This is a genomic window from Paenarthrobacter sp. 10L412, from assembly GCF_056395565.1.
In genome coordinates this window covers 324,226-341,585 of the sequence record NZ_JBFTJT010000006.1, presented here as the reverse complement: position 1 = coordinate 341,585, position 17,360 = coordinate 324,226, and the positions used below count along the sequence as shown (strand labels likewise).

Sequence of the window (17,360 nt, the reverse complement as noted above, 5' to 3'; positions counted from 1 at the left end):
TCTCGAACAAGTCCTCCAGGATCTAGGAGACACGCCCTGGTACTACAGCCGCGTTTGTAGGGTCTGTCCGCGAACTTTGTAGTGGCATTGCTGGGCACGGTGTTGGTGTTTTCGTCGCCAGAACGAACAGTGGAGAACGTGGTGGGGGTCTGGTTGTCGGTGCCAGGCGATTCGTGTGATGAGGTGCCTGATTTCGGGCAGTGAGAGCCTTACCAGTTGCTCGGAGCCCGCGTAAGGGTCCCCTTTTTTTGAGCGTATGACGCTTAGGAAGGCGTGGGCGAACATGGAGTGCGTTACGTGCCGGTACCATCCAGTGTTTTGACGTACTTGGTAGTGGTCGAGCCCTGTTTCGCCCTTGGAGGTTTGAAAGGTTTCCTCGATGGCCCAGCGTGGCCCGGCGACTGTGGCCAATTCGATCAGGGTGACGTTCTCGGGCGTGAAGCAGATGAAGTACGCCAGGTCTGTGGGGTCTTTCAGGGAGCGGCGGGCCAGCAGCCAGGGTTCCCCGGTTTCGGCGGGGCCGCTGATGCGGATCCTCGCCCAGGCGTAGAGCCGTTCGCCCTTGGTCCCGGTCCCGGCAGTCCGGGTGTGCCAGGCCCGTCCGTCGAGGGCGGCGAAGAGTTCATCGGCCCTGTCCTCGGTGCCGAATGAACCGGGAGCCGGGGTGATAACGCGCTGGTTCATGGTAACGGCCATGACGTAGTGCAGGCCGCGGGCTTCCAGCCGACGGCGCAGCCCGGCGTGTTGGCCGTAGACCGCGTCCCCGGTAGCCCATTCGACCTGGATGCCGGCATCCAGTGCACGCTCAATCATCTTGGCCGCGAGAGCGGGTTTGGTGGCCATCACCCGCTCCTCCGGGACGCCCGCGCGATTGCAGCGGGCACGGTCCTCGATCCAGGCCTTGGGCAGGTACAGTTCCCGGTCCAGGGACGTCCGCCCGGCCGGTGAGGCATAGGTCAGGAACACCCCGATCTGGCAGTTTTCCACCCGCCCGGGGGTGCCAGAATACTGGCGGGCCACTCCTGCCGAGGCGGTCCCCTTTTTCAGGAACCCGGTCTCATCAATGGCCAAAATCCTCTTCGCATCGCCCAGACGCCTTCTCACGACCAGGGCATCACGTACGGCGTCAGGGTCCCAGGTCCGTGGTCGAGAGCAGCCGTTGCATCTCATCCGAGGTGTCCTGCCCGGCGCGCTCGGACAAGGTCCAGGAGTTCTTTCGCTCCTCATCCGAAAGCAGGCCGCGGATGTAGTTGACCGCGTTGTTCTGCGGCTCCGTGCGCGCGAACTCACGCCCGATCAGATCCCTGATTTCCTCAAGGCCCTGAGCCCATTCCCGGATTTCTGCCACCCAAACATCATCGCTCACCCGTCATGATTAACAGGATCCAGGGCCGAAGTCGGATTAGAACCCCGACAACACCGAAAATAAGCGCGACTGTAGTACTAGTCGGTAGGGAGCCCCCTGCATTTCTTTTAGCGGCACGGCCCCGGCAGAGATCCGGGGCCGCGACTTCAAACACAAACAGGGAGAGACCTTATGACTATTCGCACCGTCACTGTTGGTGATGATTTCACCCTTCCCCCGGCTGTCAAAGCTGCTGACGCCAACCTCCCCGCACGCCTCCAAGACACGGCACTTAATGCCACTTATGGCCTAAAGCCACGCGGCGGGGGGCGCTCAGTTGGGCAAGATGAAGTTGTTTACAACGTCCTAGACCATGGTGTCGTCGGCAATGGCACGACTGATGACGTGGCAGCGATTGAGGCATTAGGCACTCTCGTAGCATCCGCGGGCGGAGGAACGATCTACTTCCCAAGGAAGACATACAGGATCTCCCGCTCCATCCGATGCCGCAGTAACGTGCGGTATAAGGGCGACAAGGCAGTCATCTACAACAACACTGTGTCAACAGTCCCCATCGATAAGGGAGCATTCGTTTCTGGCTACATCCACGGGGCAGGGTTCTACGGTCCGAACGGCGCAGGGAAGATCTTTAGCAGTGTCGCTATTTCTGATGTGGCACTTGGCAGCACGACCGTAACGGCGTCCAGCGGCGGCGGTTTCTCCACGGTTGTAGTCGGCGATTTCGTAGCAGTCCGCAGCGTCGCTAACTACGTTGCAAGTGCCGTGGAAGTCCCCAATCAGCTCTACTTCAGCAAGGTACTGTCGATCAGTGGAGACACGCTCTCTCTTGCGGACTCTTCACCCTATGCGATTACCGGTGCCACCGTTCACCCACTGAAGGGCAATCCTGTTGACGGCCAGAACGCCGTCATGGAGATGATTGAAAACGTCGCCATTGAGGGCTTCGACGTGGACGCACTCTTCCCCGTTTGGGGCGGGGGGGGGTGCAATGGATTCCGCATGGCAAACATCCGGCCCGCGAACCGCGAAATGTTCTCTAGTCTCGTCACGCTTAATGCCATGTGCCGTTTCGAAATCACAGACTGCCAAGCAGACTGGTACTACACATTTTGCGAACTCGCACTTGGCTGCGCAGATGGCAGAGTCCACCGGAATTCAGGCACCTACCGAGTCGGCACTTCGATCTTCAACCCGATCAGTATTGTGGAGTCGTCACACAACATCAAAGTTGAGGACAACACCCTAACAGTGCCCGCCGCCTACTCAGACTCCACCAAAGTGTTCGCGAACCTTGGGCACTGCCAAGACGTGTGGATCCGCGACAATAAGATGCTTGCCCTAGGAACGATGGATGCCGTTTTCGGCGTGTCAAACGGGGCTGTGGCGGAACGTGGCGTGTCTGGTCTTCGCCTCAACAACAACCAGATAACTACGGCAGCCGGTGTGAACCGCGTATTCAACATCGGTGGCAACGTTGGCAGCTATGTCCCGAAGCGGTTCACCGTAAGCGACAACTTCCTAAGCGGCTCGCTCAACCCTGGCGTCAACGAGTGGATCATGCTCCTGGCGGGAGAAGACTTTGTAGTGTCTGGCAAGGTAATCCCGGACGGAGTTGGGCAGCGCGTCGACCCGAGCACCCGTGGGCGCTTTGACGGTGGAGAACCCTCAACGTCCAGCTCTGGGCATACAGTCACTGTCACGGCAATGGCAAGCAACGTTCTCTACACCAACCTGACAAAAACCATCGGGAGGATCCTCTATCGAGGCTCCATCACGGCCGTCCGTGTGGAAGTTCTCACGGCGTTCAACGCCGGAACGAGCAACACAATGGTGGTCGGACACTCTGCAGTAAACAACGCTTACGCCACATCCATCAACGTAGGGGCTGTGGGCGTTTCGTACATATACCCAAGACACGCCAGCGCCGGGGTAGGGCTAGGTAAGAGACTAGCGACGCAGGACCGGGACGTCATCGCCACGTACACGCCCTCGGGGACCGCTGCGACTCAGGGCCTGGCGCTTGTAACCGTGTTTTACGAAGCGAACACTCCGCCGTCGTCCTGATCCTTGGCCTAGATGAAAACAGCGGGGATCAGGTTGATACCTGATCCCCGCAGTTTTCCTTCCTAAACCCTCACCGGCGGGTAAGGCTACGCACAAACCTCAGCAGCTTCTTGTTCTGCTTTGCCCGGACACGGAAGCTGTTGATCATGATGGCCACGCGGAGGTTGGAGAGCCATTCGCCACCAGTTCGGTTCTTGGCCGCGTGATCAGCAACGCTGCGCAGCTCGTTCAGCAGCGGCGGAGAGCCGGCTTTCAGGCTACGGATGGCCCGCGAGTCGGGAACTTTGTCAAAGATCCCAGGGCTCTCGACCCCAGCAGCCCTGAAGTTCAGGTATGTGCGGATGCACTTCTCGCACTGCCCACAGTTCCTGTCACCATAGCTACCCTGCCAGCACACGCGCAGATGCTCCATTGCCTCCGGCCACTCAGCTAAAACGGCAATCTTGTCCGTGCGGCTGGCGCCGGCGCCATCATGCAGTATCTCCATCCTCCCCGTGCCGTACATGTGATCCGTGACGGGGCTAGATCCCCACGGCAAGACCAACGCGTCGTAGGGTTCGCTGCTGCCGATGAAGCCGGTGGAGAAACGGTCCTGGTACAGAGAGAGGCATGCGGCGACAGCCAGCCCGAACCCGTCCTCCCAGTCCTGACCGAGGCTGCGATAATTCGTCCGGACGCCATAACTATCCAAGTCAAGACCGACCAGCATCTTCTCGCCGCGCGTGCGAGCGGAAACATAGTCTTCAGCGTTCTCAAGTGGGATGTCAAACCCATGAACGAACAACGCCCCCTCCAATTTAGCCTCCCCAGGCCGCATAGGTTCCTGAGTGTGTGTCCGCACGGAGTAGGTCGCGTCGACGCCTCCCGAGAAAGCGACAATGGCAGTGTTAGGCGTAGGAACCTCGGTGCTGATCTCGTCGGCAGTGATCTCGATCCGCGAGTACTTCTCAGGCCTCCAGCTCACCCAGACGTCTTGGAGTTCGCGCAGGTTACGGATAAGACGGGCCGAAACTTTCCCGTCTACATGGACATCAGTGCCTGCTTCCATAAAGAGATGCAGTGTCGCCAAGACGAACGGGTCAGACCCTGCTTCGATGGAGAGTGGCCCATTGTAAGACTCAAAGAATAACGCCTGGTCTTCCCTGTCCGGGACCGAAATTATGGCCGAGCGGAGACCATGCTCAGCCTGATGGTTATCGACAATGATGCGTGCCTTCGAGTTCAAAAGCTCCCCCAGTGTTTGGTTGTGTGACGAACTCAATACTAAGGGCAACATAAAACGGTGATGTTCCTCATGTAACCAAACTCCCACCCTCTGCGAGGGTGGGAGCTTTTGATGTTTAAGTGGTGGTTAGTTGGGATTGCAAAACACACGACCTTGTACTCGACGGCGGAGAAGGGCCAGGCGTTGCGTGCCGTTATTCTGGCCGGATTTCTCTCGCCTGTTTAGGCGTGGCAGAAATCGTTGAGCGTCACCTCAAGGATGCTTCAAGCGCTGGGTTGATGTCTGCCGCTACCGCAGAGATGGCTGCAGAGTCCTCCGCATAGGCGACGGGCGGCTATCGGTTGTGGCGGTGACAGTCGAGCAGCCCACGAGGATGACAGAGGATATGGTCAGAGCAGCAATAAGACGACGATCAAGCATGAACAGTTCCCCCAAAACAAGCTGAATGAATGGCCACATTCTATGACGTCAGCGGAGCGCAGCAGTAACGCGTTCCGCTATGGCCTTATGGCCGGCGTCATTTACGTGCGCACCATCTTGGAGGATCATCGCTTTAGTGATGACGTTAGGTTGGATCAGGCTCACGTACTTCGCTTTTACGCTGGCCGCTGCTTCCTGAATAACCTTGTCGAACTCCACAACGTCAGGAGTTATCTCCCACGGCGTGGACGGGCCGACGGCCACAATCTTCGCGTCAGGCAGTGCGGTCCGAATATCTGTGTACGTCTTTCGCACTGCGGCAACCTCACCCTCGGGATCACGGCTGAAGTTGATGAAGTCGTTCTGCCCTCCGGCAACAACAACGATGGAAGGCTTCGAAGCGACAGCCTGGGCAACCATGTCAGGGTAGGCAGGGCACTTTTCCAGACCGCATCCACTCATTCCAGCCACGGCTACATATCCGGTTCCGCCTCGCCCAAGGTTGAGATCCGAGATGCCGACCGCACTGGCCACTAGCTTGACCCAGTTGTTTCCGACGCTAGCGCCGGTGCCCTGCGTGTATGAGTCACCGATGAAGGCAGCGACAGGCTGGGTGGCTTTGACGGCTTTGGGCGATGGTTCCGGCGTCTTGTTGTCTTCGTAGTACTTGGCAACCTTGTCAGATACCGGTGGTGGAGTGGCGGAGCAGCCAGTCGAAACGGCAAGAGCGCCAGCCATGATGGCAGCAGCGAGTAGGCGAGAAAAACGCACGAGTCCCCCAAATGCAAGTCAAACGGATTTGAGGTAAGCATAGGGCCTCGTGCGCGGACCCTATGCATCGCGCTCGATTGTTGCAAGTCAAGCTATCGTCAAGGGCAACATAAGACACGGTGATGTTCCCTCATGTAACGAAGTTCCCACCCTCTGCGAGGGTGGGAGCTTTTGATGTTTAAGTGGTGGTTAGTTGGGATTGCAAAAACACGACCTTGTACTCGAAGGTGGAGAAGGGCCACGCATTCCGGGCCGATATTCTGGCCGGATTTCCCTCGCCTGTTTAGGCGTGGCAGAAATCGTTGAGCGTCACCTCAAAGATGGACTGCGCCTCTTCCTTGGTCAGGGTTATGCTCACGGGGTCTGCGAAATTTCTCTGCACTGCTTTGAGTAGCTCCGAGTTCTGCCAATGGGAGACGCCTTCGCCGTGACACAAACTACGGGCAGCTTCGACGGCACCTGCTTCACGCTGGGTTGATGTCTGCCGCTACCGCAGAGATGGCTGCAGAGTCCTCCGCATTAGGCGACGGGCGGCTATCGGTGGCGGTGACAGTCGAGCAGCCCACGAGGATGACAGAGGATATGGTCAGAGCAGCAATAAGACGACGATCAAGCATGAACAGTTCCCCCAAAACAAGCTGAATGAATGGCCACATTCTATGACGTTAGCGGAGCGCAGCAGTAACGCGTTCCGCTATGGCCTTATGGCCGGCATCATTTACGTGCGCACCATCTTGGAGGATCATCGCTTTAGTGATGACGTTAGGTTGGATCAGGATCACGTACTTTGCTTTCACGCTGGCCGCTGCTTCCTGAACGACCTTGTCGAACTACACAACGTCAGGGGTTAGCTCCCATGGCGTGGATGGGCCGACAGCCACAATCTTCGCGTAAGGCAGTGCGGTCCGAATATCTGTGTACGTCTTTCGCACTGGAGGTGTTTGACGACGTGGCGATCGCCAGTCCGGTCTTGTTCTGGACGGTTCTGGATACTGCCAGCGGGGTGAACACGATCGTCAGGTCTGGACCTGACAGGGCCGTGTGGTGCCAGAGGCTGAATCAGATGACGTCGAAGAACCGGTTCTTCATCTGATCAACGCACTTACCCTGGGATAGCTCCCGGGATAGAGGGCTTAGTTCCCCAAGCCCTTGGCAGCGACATAAGCGGCCAAGTTGTCCTGTCCAATAGCCGTGGCAATCTCCGAAATGGCTGCGTTGTCTGCCAACACGATCGACTGTCCGTCAGTGGAGGTGCCGACGCCAAGGTTAGGCAGCGTGAACATCACGGTGTCCTTCTCGCGAAGGTCCTTGAACTGCAATGCCAGGCCACCGAGCGTGGCGGCATCAAAGTCCTTGTCCACACTGATGTACGGGGAGATCGCGTCCACCATGTTGTTGACCTTGACCGGGTTGGTGAGGGTATCCCGGGAGATCGTTTTACTTATGACGGCCTTCAGGAAGAGCTGCTGGTTCTTGACGCGTGTGTAGTCAGAATCAGGGAAGGACTTGCGCTCACGTACGAAAGCCAGCGCCTTCTCGCCGTCGAGCAGGTTCTTGCCAGCCTGGAACGTAACTTTGCCCTTGAGCACGCTGGGCGTGAAGCCCTGCTTGATGTTGACTTCCACGCCACCCAAGGCGTCAGTAAGTCCCTTGAAGCCCTCGAAGTCCACCATTGCTACGTGGTCGATGCGCTGCTTAAAGAGCGACTCCACAGTCTGGACAGTCAAAGCAACCCCGCCGTCGGCCATTGCGGCGTTGATTTTCGCCTCGCCATGCCCAGGAATGTTCACCCAGGTGTCACGCATGATCGAAACGGCAAAGACGTTCTTCCGGTCCGCCGGGATGTGGACCCAGATCAGAGTGTCGGTTCGCTGGTCCGTTGGGGCGGAGTCATCGGTGTCCACCGACCTGTCCGCGTTCTTGTCTTTGCCCATGACAAGGATGTTCATGGCACCTGTGACGTTCTTGGTAGGTCGTGTGGCCTCGTCCGGGAAAGCGTTCTCGATCTTGGTGGTCCCGGAATTGAAAGTCTGAGCCAGGTTAAAGATGTAGAGACCACAGACCAAGCCGATGATCACCACTGCTGCCGCGAAGCCGAGGAGGACGTTTCGAGCCGTCTTTTTAGAGCTCTTTTGACGACGCGGACGGGAGTCTGTCGCAACGGCTTCGGTATCAATGGGGTGCGTCATGTATTCCTAGAGTTGGCAGCAGCAGAGTCGATTCTAACAAATGGACAAACACGCCCGGTCCGGGGCTAGCCTTTGGAGTCCCGGGAAGACTGTGCTGTGTAGATGCGCTGCGAATAGAAATCGTCGTTTTCCGCACCCCATTGGTTGGTGACATTGACGGTGTAGTAGCGGCCGGCAGCCAGAGTAGTTTTACCAACGTTCACGAGGATCATCTCCAGTTCAGGGTTCATACCGCTCTGGACTCCGTAGGCCGTATTTGTGCTGGTGGGCTTCACGGTTTTCACGAGGCGTTGTCCGCCTTTGGTGGTCCACTTCACCTGGGCATTGCCACCTGCAAGATTGAAGCCCGTTATCCGCACTTGGCCGGTGGTTGAGTCAAAAGTCGCGTCGGTAATAATTGGTGTTGCGATTCCGGACTCCACCTGGGCCTTCAGGGGAACGCCCGTACCAACGCAGGTGTAATACGAATCCCACATGAAGGAAATGATCTTCTGCGCGTTGGATAGCTGTTGCAGCTGCCGGTCTATCCTCGCTTTGGAGCTTTGCCCGCGGAGACTGTCACCACAACGGTTGGAGGCTGTGGCCGGAGCCATGCCCTCCAAGTTTGCCCACAGGACGGCGCCTGTTCCGGAAATGCCCGCAGCGGCCGCCAGGAAATAGTCCCGAATAGGTGCCACGTATTTGCTGCTCCACGAGCCCTTGCCCACGATGCTCTCCGCATACCGGTCAACTGCCGAGTTCGCTTCGTTCGACTGAAACGCTCCACCCTTGCCGGTTCCCATGCCGTCTTGGATGGCAATGTTCAGGACCAGTCCGCTGGCCGTCTGGGCAATTCTTCGGATCCCGTTTCGAGCCTCTGTAAGGCTGATACTGAAAGCGCTGACCCGCGCGTCGAGGTAGGGACTAATGATTGCGCCGCGAGTGGGGAGGATTCGGTGGATGGCCTGGTTCTGCATCCGGTACAGATCCAGGATGGGATCGAAAGTGTGGCCATCGGTGACGGGCATTTCTGTGCTGTGATAGAAGCCAGCCAGGCCCTTCACGTCATTTGCCGCAGCCTGATATTGAAGGAAGCGCTCCGTGAAGAGCGCAAGGGTCCCCTGATAGGAAACATCAGGGAGGTACGGCGTATCCGTTCTCTTCACGGGAAGGGGCATGCCGGCATAGAACTTCATGCCCAGTTTCGTGGCCGCCAAGGCCAGGGAAGCTGCTGGATCCATGCCGCCCGCAGTGCCACCGCCTGCAACCACCACGTCATACTTCCCGTTCGTAGACGTGCAGCCGCTGCCTTGGGCTGGGAGGACCAGCACAACGAATGCCTTGCCTTGGGTGGTGATCCTGCGGTCCTTGGGGCACTTCAGAGCTTGGCTGCTCCACACGCTACCGTCGGAGTACGTGAAATAGCGGTTGACCTCCAGAGTTCCTGCAGCAGCCTGGGCGCAGTTCACTCCATCGATGACACACTCCTTGGGAAGCGTTGCCAGGGTAGCTGGCGCGAGAGGCGTTCCAAAAGTGATGACGGTGTCAGCGCCTGCTGCCTTAATTTCGCTGAGCTTCTGCAGGTTCCGGGAACTGCTAGGAGTGGCGTAGACGAAATAGCCACCAATTGGGTAGCTTGCCGCTTTCGGTGCCTTGACGGCCGGTGTTTTCTTCGGGGCTGCTGAGGGCTGTGGATCCTGAATCGGCCGCTCCGCCTCCATGCTGGGGCTGGGCGCAACCAAAGCGGTCCCTCCAACTCCGGCTATGAGCACAAGTGCCGCGAGGATGACTTTGATGCGTGGACGGCTTCCGCGAATGAGCGTCATGAATTCCTTGGGGTCGGCATCAGCAGACGATCCTACGGAATCAAATGACTGTTATCCATACGCTAGACTAAATCGGGCTGCCCTCCTTGCTGTTGGCGGCCGCGCCTACCCTCCTTCAGGTGGACGCACTGGAACGGACGCCCTTGGCGTTTTGTACGACATATTAACGGGGGGAAAGTTGGGCACCGGAATTAGACGTGTTCAAGCCGCACTTGTGGTCATCATGCTGGCTATTCTCGGGTTTTTTGGTACCCAACCAGCCATGGCCACTACGGTAACCAACCCCGGCACAGACACGGAACAGCCGGCGGACCCATCGCCCACGCCTGAGCCTACGTTCCCGGTCATCATCCCGCCCGTCATTCAGCCGTCCTCGCCTCCCGCCACTCTGGAACCTATTCCTACGGAACCTGCCCAGCCCTCCGAAGAGCCAGCTCCCGCACCCGTGGTGCCGCCCGTCGTCGAGCCCGTCGCTCCGCCTGCGGAAGTGCCTGCTGTGACTCCGCCTGCTACGTCTCCCACTCCTGCTGTCCCCACTGATGTTGCTGTCGAGAACTTCTTTGTAGAGCCCGAGGTTCCCGCCGAAACCGCCACGGCCACCGCCGAGCCGACGCCTACGCCCACACCCACTCCTACCAAAACCGCAGCCCCGCCAGTTGTCAGCGCAGACATCACCGGCCCCTTGAAGGTGGCCCTGGCTCCCGTGGCGGAGAACAACCCCCTTGTCCAAGGCCTGACGGTCTTGGTGTTGCTGCTGCTGGGCCTTGCGTACTTCCGTGCCCTGCGCTCAAAGGGGATCCGCGGACCCCGCCTCAACGGCAAGTAGTCCATGGATACTTCCCTCCCCAGGGACGCGGCTGCCGTAAATCCTGCATTCCCGTTGCGTCTAATGCTTCTCACCCACTCATATTGGCCGGAGCACAGCCCGCCACAGCGCCGTTGGCTGTCCCTGACCCGGGAATTCCGGAAGGCAGGCTGGGACGTGGACGTCGTCGCTCCCGTTGCGCATTATCCCAACGGCAAGCGGGATCTGCCCCGGCGAAAGGCCGGATTCGCGTTCGCCCACCAGGAAGGCCCGCACGGCGAAACCATCAGGCGCGTGCCGTACCTCCGGCATCTTGGCACCTCGCCACTGGCACGTTTCGTTGACCAACTCTTCTCCGCCGTGATGTCCGTTCCCATAGGTTTGGGCGGCAAGAAACCCGATGCGATTCTCGCCACAGCTCCGAGCCTCCCGACGCTGGCCACTGGATACGTGCTTTCCCGACTTCGCAGGGTGCCGTTCATCGTCGAGATGCGGGATGCCTGGCCGGACCTGGCCCGGGACGCCCGAATCGTGCAAGGCAGTGTCAAAAGCCTGGTGGAGCGTGTGGTCGAGTTCGTTCAGCAGCGAGCGGACCTGGTTGTCACGGTCACCGACGGCTTTGCGGAGACGCTGCGGGACCGCGGCATTAAGAACGTCGTCACGGTGAGCAACGGCCTTGATTTGAACTCCATGCCCTTCCTTGAGCCCCCGGCCTTGGAACGGGACGTCTTTCATGCCGTGTACCTCGGGAATCATGGCAAAAGCCAGCGCCTGGACATCCTCATCAGGGCAAGTGCACTGCTCGGCGAGGGATTCCACCTGACATTGGTGGGTCACGGCACCAGCCGGCCGCAACTGGTGAAGTTAGCCCGCGAGCTCAATGCGCCCGTGACCTTCTTCCCTTCATTGCAGGGGCAGGCAGTCATGGACAAATACCGTGAGGCCGATACGTGCATCGTGTCCCTCCGTGATGACTGGAAATCGTTCGAGACAACCGTCCCGTCCAAGACCTACGAGGTTCTGGCCATCGGCAGGCACGTCACGGCGGTAGTTCGGGGTGAGGCGGAACGCATCATCGTTGAAGCCGGGGGAGGCGACGTCGTCGCGGCGAACCCAGAAGCAGTGGCGCAGCTGTGGCGGGAGCTCTCCGAGGACCGAAGCCGGCTTGCCTCAGGCTCCAGTGGACGCGACTGGGTCCGCGACAACGCCGACTACGCCCAACTGGCCCTGCGATACATGGACTCAATAACCTCCTTGGTCAATCCGGAGTCAACCGATGCCCGGGGGACTGCGTGATCCAACTCTTCAAGAACATTGCCCTGACTGCGGGAACCGTGTCAGAGCACCTCACTGAGTCGCCCTTTGTCTTGTTCCTCCAGGTCCTTCGCCGGCTGCCGTCCAGGATCGTCAGGCCGCTGGCCCGTTTCGTGGCCAGGCTTGCGCCCAATTCCGCCCGTCCCCCCTTCCTTCTGGCCAGCCACGCCGCGGGGGACACCGCCGGGCTTACCCGTCGGTTTGAACATGGCGTTCGTGCCGGTCTTGAAGGCGACCGCGCCCGCAAAGCCGCAGAAGTAGCCATTGCTGCCGGGCAGCCAGCGTGGGCGGATGTTTTCCTGCCCCTCGCCGCAGGGGCGACCCGGACTCCGGCGACCCTCGCCAGACGCAAGTGGTACGACGGCGACATGAGCGGCGCCGTCGTCGTCCTCGCTGGCGAGCGGGGCGGCATGGGAAAACAGCGGCAGCGGCTTGAGTCCGAAGTCCGCGTCTTCCAAGGGTGGCGTCCATCGCTGACGGCATCCGCAGTGAAAGCGCAACCGCGCAGGGTCCTGCATCTGCTGACGAACTCTGTGCCGCACACCGGCAGCGGCTACGCCCGGCGCAGCCATTCCATCCTGACAGCCCAACAGGACGCCGGTTGGGAAGCAATGGCCGTAACGCGCCTGGGTTACCCCGTGCAGATCGGCGCGGCGACAGCGCGACAGCATGACGTCGTTGACGGCGTGCGCTACGAACGTCTCCTGCCGGCGCGAATGAAGCCGTCCATGCATGGTCGTTTACAGCAGCAGGCCGAAGGCATTTTGTCCCTTGCGCGTGACTTCAGGCCGTCGATCCTCCATACCACCACCCACTTCGTCAATGGCCTGGTTGCCCGGGAAGTCGCAAACGCCCTGAATGTCCCGTGGGCCTACGAAGTCCGTGGGCAATTGGCCGACACATGGGCATCAACCCGTGGCGAGGAAGCTCGCCGGAGCGAACGGTACAAGCTTTTTACCGAACGGGAAGCCGAGGTCATGCGGAGCGCGGACCTGGTGGTGACGCTCGGCGAGTCCATGAAACACAACATCGTGGCCATGGGCGTTCCGGACAACAAAATCCTTATCTGCCCGAATGCCGTGGGCGGCGCTTACCTGGAAGAACCGCTCGATCATGGCGAGGCGCGGCCGGCTCTGGGACTGGACCCGAACGGGCTTTATATCGGGACAGTAAGCAGCCTTGTCGACTACGAGGGCCTTGACGATCTGGTCACAGCATTTGCGCTGCTTGCGCCACGACTGCCACAGTTGAAGCTGGTTTTGGTCGGGGACGGCACTGCCGCGCCCGCGCTTCAGGACCAAGTCCGGCGCTTGGGACTATCGGAACGGACCATCTTCACGGGGCGTGTTCCTCCGGAGCAGGCTCGCCTTTACCACTTGGCGCTGGATATTTTTGTGGTTCCACGTAAGGACCTGGCAGTTACCCGGGCCGTGACGCCGCTCAAACCTGTGGAGGCCCTGGCTTGCGGCCGGCCTGTGGTAGCCAGCGACCTGGAGGCCTTGCGGGAGATAGTGCACGACGGCGTAAACGGCAGAGTGGCGAACGCCGAAGATCCCGGGGGACTGGCTGAGGTGTTGTACGAATTGCTTGATGATGAAGGTTTACGGAAGCGGCTTGGCGCCGCTGGCAGGCAGGAAGTATTGGCCACGAGGACGTGGCAGGCAAATGCCCAGGCATACATCCGGGCTTATGAAAATTTGGGCGTCTAACAACGTAAGGAGGGTCAGCTGATGTCGGCGAAAAAAGCACTACTGCCCGAGCCAGCACTGGTACAACCACTGGCTGTGGACATGCGCCGCCTGACGCGCGTTGGTGCGCGCCCGGGCTTTCTGGACTATCTGGTTCAGCTCTGGGACTTCCGTGAGTTCATTTTCTATGACGCCCGCGCCAGGGTGCAGAGTGGCACGCGACGAGACCGCTTGGGCAGTGCATGGTTGCTGCTCAACCCGATCTTCAATGGCCTGACGTACTACGTTATTTTCGGCATCCTGCTCCAGACCAGCGGCGGCATCGAGAATTACGTTGGTTACCTGGTGATTGGAATCTTCATATTCCAAGGCACATCGGGCGCTATTACGAGCGGTGCCCGGTCCATCCACAGCAATAAGTCCGTGGTCCAGGCTTTCAACTTTCCGCGGGCGACTTTGCCGATCGGCATGAACATCCGGGAAATGATGTCCAACGTGCCGCTGATCCTCGCGATGCTTCTGATCATCACCCTGATCCCGCCGGTCGAGAAGATTACGTGGCTGTGGCTACTGATCATCCCGGCACTTTTGCTTCAGTCAGTCTTCAATCTTGGCGTGGGATTGATTCTGGCCCGCATCATTTCGCGCGTCCACGATGCTACCCATCTGCTGCCGTTCTTCATGCGCGCCTGGATGTACGGCTCCGCAATCTTCTACTCCTACGAGAAGTTTGTGAAGCACCCTGGGGTTCTTGCGGTCTTGAAGGTCAACCCCTTGTTTAACGTGATCGATATCATCCGAAACTGTATTCTCTACGCCCAGCCTCCAACTTGGCAGTCCTGGGCCACCTTAGGCGTTTGGGCGCTGGGTGCGCTGATAGTGGGCATGGTCTTTTTCTGGCAGGGGGAGGAATCTTATGGTCGCGAATGAACAAGTCCTGGACGTCGAGGGCCATCCTTGTGTGGTGGTTGACCGATCCGTCATGGAATACCGAGTAATGACGACGGATTCGGAGGCCGTTGCCAGGGAACGGCGTGATATCAGCTTCTTCCGCCGCCTAGGTCGCCGGCCCAACACCGTCACGGTGCGCGCCCTCTACGAGCTGTCCCTTGTAGTTGAACGTGGGGAGTCTGTAGGAATAATCGGTCGAAACGGCTCTGGCAAGAGCACGTTGATGAAGCTCATCAGTGGACAATTACGTCCGACCTCCGGGGCAATCTTTGCTTCAAGCACACCTATCATGCTCGGTGTCAATGCTGCGCTGATGCCAGACCTTTCGGGACACCAGAACGTGGTCCTCGGCTGCCTTGCCATGGGCATGAGCCGGCAGGAAGTGGAAGCCAGATTCGACAGCATCGTTGAGCTCTGCGGATTAGAGGACTCTATTTACTTGCCGATGAAATCTTATTCCTCGGGCATGGCCTCGAGGCTTCGCTTCGCAATTGCCGCCAGCATTGATCCTGAGATTCTCCTGGTGGATGAAGCCTTGAACACCGGAGACGCCCAATTCGGCGACCGCAGTAAGCGTCGGATGGACCAGCTACGGGAGCAAGCAGGCTGTGTCTTCCTGGTCAGCCATTCCTTGGACACCATCACCAAGATGTGCAGCCGAGTCCTCTGGCTGGACAAAGGCCACCTGATTATGGACGGTGATCCCGTTGAAACCGTTCGCGCCTACCAAGACTTCACCGGTCATTTGGCCAAGGGAAATAATCTGTCTGCTGCGCGTGTCCGCGATGAAGCACGGGCCAATCTACAAATGACGGAAGTCCTGACTCGTAGCAAGATGCGCAGGAGCAGAGCGTAATGCGATACCTGTCCGATGCGAGGACCGCAGCGTGGCATTTCCGTCAAGGAGGGCTGACCCAGCTGCGAAAATGGTATCTGCGCCGTAAAACGGCCACAGCGAGCTCTGTTCGCAGCGCTCACGGCACGACGCTCCGGGCCAAGGACGGACGCTCTTTGTCCTTCGGCACCTTTGACTATCCGGCTGTCCCTCCCCGCCGCAGCGATCTTACTGTCGCTGTCATCCTCGACGATTTTTCTGCGCGTTCGTTTTCTTACGAGTGGAACGTGCTGTTCCTCGAAAAGGACAATTGGCTCCATCAACTGCAAGAGCAGCGCGTGGACTTCGTGTTTGTCGAGTCCGCCTGGAACGGCAACTCCGGCTCGTGGCAGTACCAGCTCACAGGCAGCAACGGGCCGCGACAAGAGTTCCTGGATTTGATGCAGTGGTGCCGCACCCAGGGTGTTCCTACCGTCTTCTGGAACAAGGAAGACCCTCCGCACTTTGAGGACTTTCTTCCCGCGGCGCGCGAGTTCGACGCCGTCTTCACGTCGGACGAGAACAAGCTTCCGGATTATCGTGCGGCCCTTAACCACGATCGGATCGGGGTCCTTCCGTTTGCAGCCCAGCCTGCTATCCATAACCCGGTGAGGCCCGCAAACGGCAGGCATTCCCGGGATGTGGCCTTTGCGGGGATGTACTTTGCGCACAAGTATCCAGAACGCCGGGAACAACTGCAGGTTCTTTTGGACGGCGCAATCACGGGTTCGTCCACGTTCAAGAATGGTCTTGAAATCTTCTCCCGGCAGTTGGGCGGAGATCCCGAATATCAGTTCCCTGCACCCTATGACGCGCATGTAGTAGGTTCGCTTACCTATGACCAGATGCTCACTGCGTACAAGGCGTACAAGGTCTTCTTGAACGTCAACTCCGTGGTGGATTCACCGAGCATGTGTGCGCGTCGAATCTTTGAGATCACGGCCTCCGGAACACCGGTAGTAACGACGCCCAGCCCTGCATTGCCGCGTTTTTTCCCCGACAACGAAATCCACAGCGTTGCCGATGCGGAGCAGGCGGCGGACGTCGTCAAAGCACTGATACGCAGCCCCGAACTCAATGATCGTGCTGTGCACTTGGCCCAGCGACGTATCTGGGCTGAGCACACATACGCCCACAGGGCTGAGGAAGTTGTACGGCTAGTGCTGCCGGCCCGTCAAAGGCCTGTTCAGCCGGAAACCGTCACTGCCTTGGTTTCCACTATTCGCCCACACCAACTGGAGCACATCTTCAAAACAGTTGGCTCCCAGCGGGGAGTGGACGTTGAGCTCGTGTTGCTGACGCACGGATTCAAACCCAATGCTTCCACTATCCGGCGGCTTCGCAAGAAGTACAACGTGACTCAATTGACGTTGCTCCAAGAGCCGGAATCGCTGAGCCTGGGAGCCTGCTTGAACAAGTGCGTTGCCGAATCCAGTGGCGCGGTGCTCACCAAGATGGATGACGACGACTATTACGGTCCTGACTACTTACGGGACCAGGTCAATGCACTGCAGTACTCGGGGGCGGACGTAGTGGGCAAGCTCGCTCACTTTATGTTCATTTCGAGCAGGAATGCTGCTGTGTACCGCTTTGGACATATGGAGCACAGGTTTAGCCACCTGGTCATGGGACCCACCATTATGGCGAAACGCTCCGTCTTTGAAGAGCATCCATTTGAGGACAAGAGCCGCGGCGAAGACACTGCCTTCCTGAACGCAGTGTCCCAAGCAGGGGGAAAGATCTATTCCTCTGATCGATACAACTACTACCAACTCAGGAGCGGATCGGGACACACCTGGAACGCCTCCGACGACGAACTCCTTGCCTCAGGAGAAGTCAGGTTCTGGGGCAATCCCATGGAACACGTCACGCTTTAGCTCAGACTCAA

General features: G+C 58.9%; 13 protein-coding genes and 1 pseudogene. 7 read left to right on the top strand and 7 right to left on the bottom strand.

The genetic code is table 11. The features are described 5' to 3' along the window. Positions 1-219 precede the first annotated feature (219 nt). Positions 220-1,348, bottom strand: a pseudogene (locus AC1DD7_RS09610) (IS701 family transposase); the annotation flags it as partial. Positions 1,349-1,537: 189 nt separating this feature from the next. Between AC1DD7_RS09610 and AC1DD7_RS09605 the strand changes: the two are divergent. Further along, entirely contained in the window at positions 1,538-3,430 is a 1,893-nt protein-coding gene (locus AC1DD7_RS09605; RefSeq protein WP_477514763.1) for a glycosyl hydrolase family 28-related protein, read from the top strand. Between the two features lie 70 nt (positions 3,431-3,500). On the opposite strand, the gene AC1DD7_RS09600 is transcribed toward AC1DD7_RS09605, so the two are convergent. From AC1DD7_RS09600 to AC1DD7_RS09575, 6 genes are all read right to left on the bottom strand, one after another. Further along, positions 3,501-4,478 carry a hypothetical protein gene (locus AC1DD7_RS09600; RefSeq protein ID WP_477514762.1) on the bottom strand — a complete coding sequence of 326 codons (978 nt, stop codon included), beginning with the start codon at positions 4,476-4,478 and terminating at the stop codon, positions 3,501-3,503. 645 nt (positions 4,479-5,123) lie between these two features. Further along, entirely contained in the window at positions 5,124-5,846 is a 723-nt protein-coding gene (locus AC1DD7_RS09595) for an SGNH/GDSL hydrolase family protein (RefSeq protein WP_477514761.1), read from the bottom strand. Between the two features lie 464 nt (positions 5,847-6,310). Further along, positions 6,311-6,502 (bottom strand): hypothetical protein, encoded by a 192-nt coding sequence (locus AC1DD7_RS09590; protein ID WP_477514760.1) that lies wholly within the window; start codon positions 6,500-6,502, stop codon positions 6,311-6,313. Between the two features lie 9 nt (positions 6,503-6,511). Beyond that, positions 6,512-6,643, bottom strand: coding sequence for a hypothetical protein (locus tag AC1DD7_RS09585; RefSeq protein WP_477514759.1), 132 nt, complete (start codon positions 6,641-6,643; stop codon positions 6,512-6,514). A gap of 336 nt (positions 6,644-6,979) precedes the next feature. Then, the gene (locus AC1DD7_RS09580) at positions 6,980-8,035 is read right to left on the bottom strand and encodes an LCP family protein (protein ID WP_477514758.1); all 1,056 of its coding nucleotides are present in this window, start codon (positions 8,033-8,035) and stop codon (positions 6,980-6,982) included. 65 nt (positions 8,036-8,100) lie between these two features. Beyond that, complete coding sequence (locus AC1DD7_RS09575; protein ID WP_477514757.1) at positions 8,101-9,840, bottom strand: DUF4434 domain-containing protein; 1,740 nt, start codon at positions 9,838-9,840, stop codon at positions 8,101-8,103. A gap of 262 nt (positions 9,841-10,102) precedes the next feature. On the opposite strand from AC1DD7_RS09575, the gene AC1DD7_RS09570 reads away from it, so the two are divergent. The 6 genes from AC1DD7_RS09570 to AC1DD7_RS09545 are packed head-to-tail and all read left to right on the top strand — an operon-like array spanning position 10,103 to position 17,349. Beyond that, complete coding sequence (locus AC1DD7_RS09570) at positions 10,103-10,666, top strand: hypothetical protein (RefSeq protein WP_442016556.1); 564 nt, start codon at positions 10,103-10,105, stop codon at positions 10,664-10,666. A gap of 3 nt (positions 10,667-10,669) precedes the next feature. Beyond that, entirely contained in the window at positions 10,670-11,941 is a 1,272-nt protein-coding gene (locus AC1DD7_RS09565; protein WP_477514756.1) for a glycosyltransferase family 4 protein, read from the top strand. After that, on the top strand, positions 11,938-13,668 hold the full coding sequence (locus AC1DD7_RS09560; RefSeq protein WP_477514755.1) for a glycosyltransferase family 4 protein: 1,731 nt from the start codon (positions 11,938-11,940) through the stop codon (positions 13,666-13,668). The genes AC1DD7_RS09565 and AC1DD7_RS09560 overlap by 4 nt, the downstream gene beginning before the upstream one ends. 21 nt (positions 13,669-13,689) lie before the next feature. Next, a complete protein-coding gene (locus AC1DD7_RS09555) occupies positions 13,690-14,577 on the top strand; it encodes an ABC transporter permease (protein ID WP_477514754.1) in 888 nt (295 codons plus the stop codon). Next, complete coding sequence (locus AC1DD7_RS09550) at positions 14,564-15,454, top strand: ABC transporter ATP-binding protein (protein ID WP_477514753.1); 891 nt, start codon at positions 14,564-14,566, stop codon at positions 15,452-15,454. The genes AC1DD7_RS09555 and AC1DD7_RS09550 overlap by 14 nt, the downstream gene beginning before the upstream one ends. Beyond that, positions 15,454-17,349, top strand: coding sequence for a glycosyltransferase family protein (locus tag AC1DD7_RS09545; protein ID WP_477514752.1), 1,896 nt, complete (start codon positions 15,454-15,456; stop codon positions 17,347-17,349). Before AC1DD7_RS09550 ends, AC1DD7_RS09545 begins: the two co-directional genes overlap by 1 nt. Positions 17,350-17,360 lie beyond the last annotated feature (11 nt).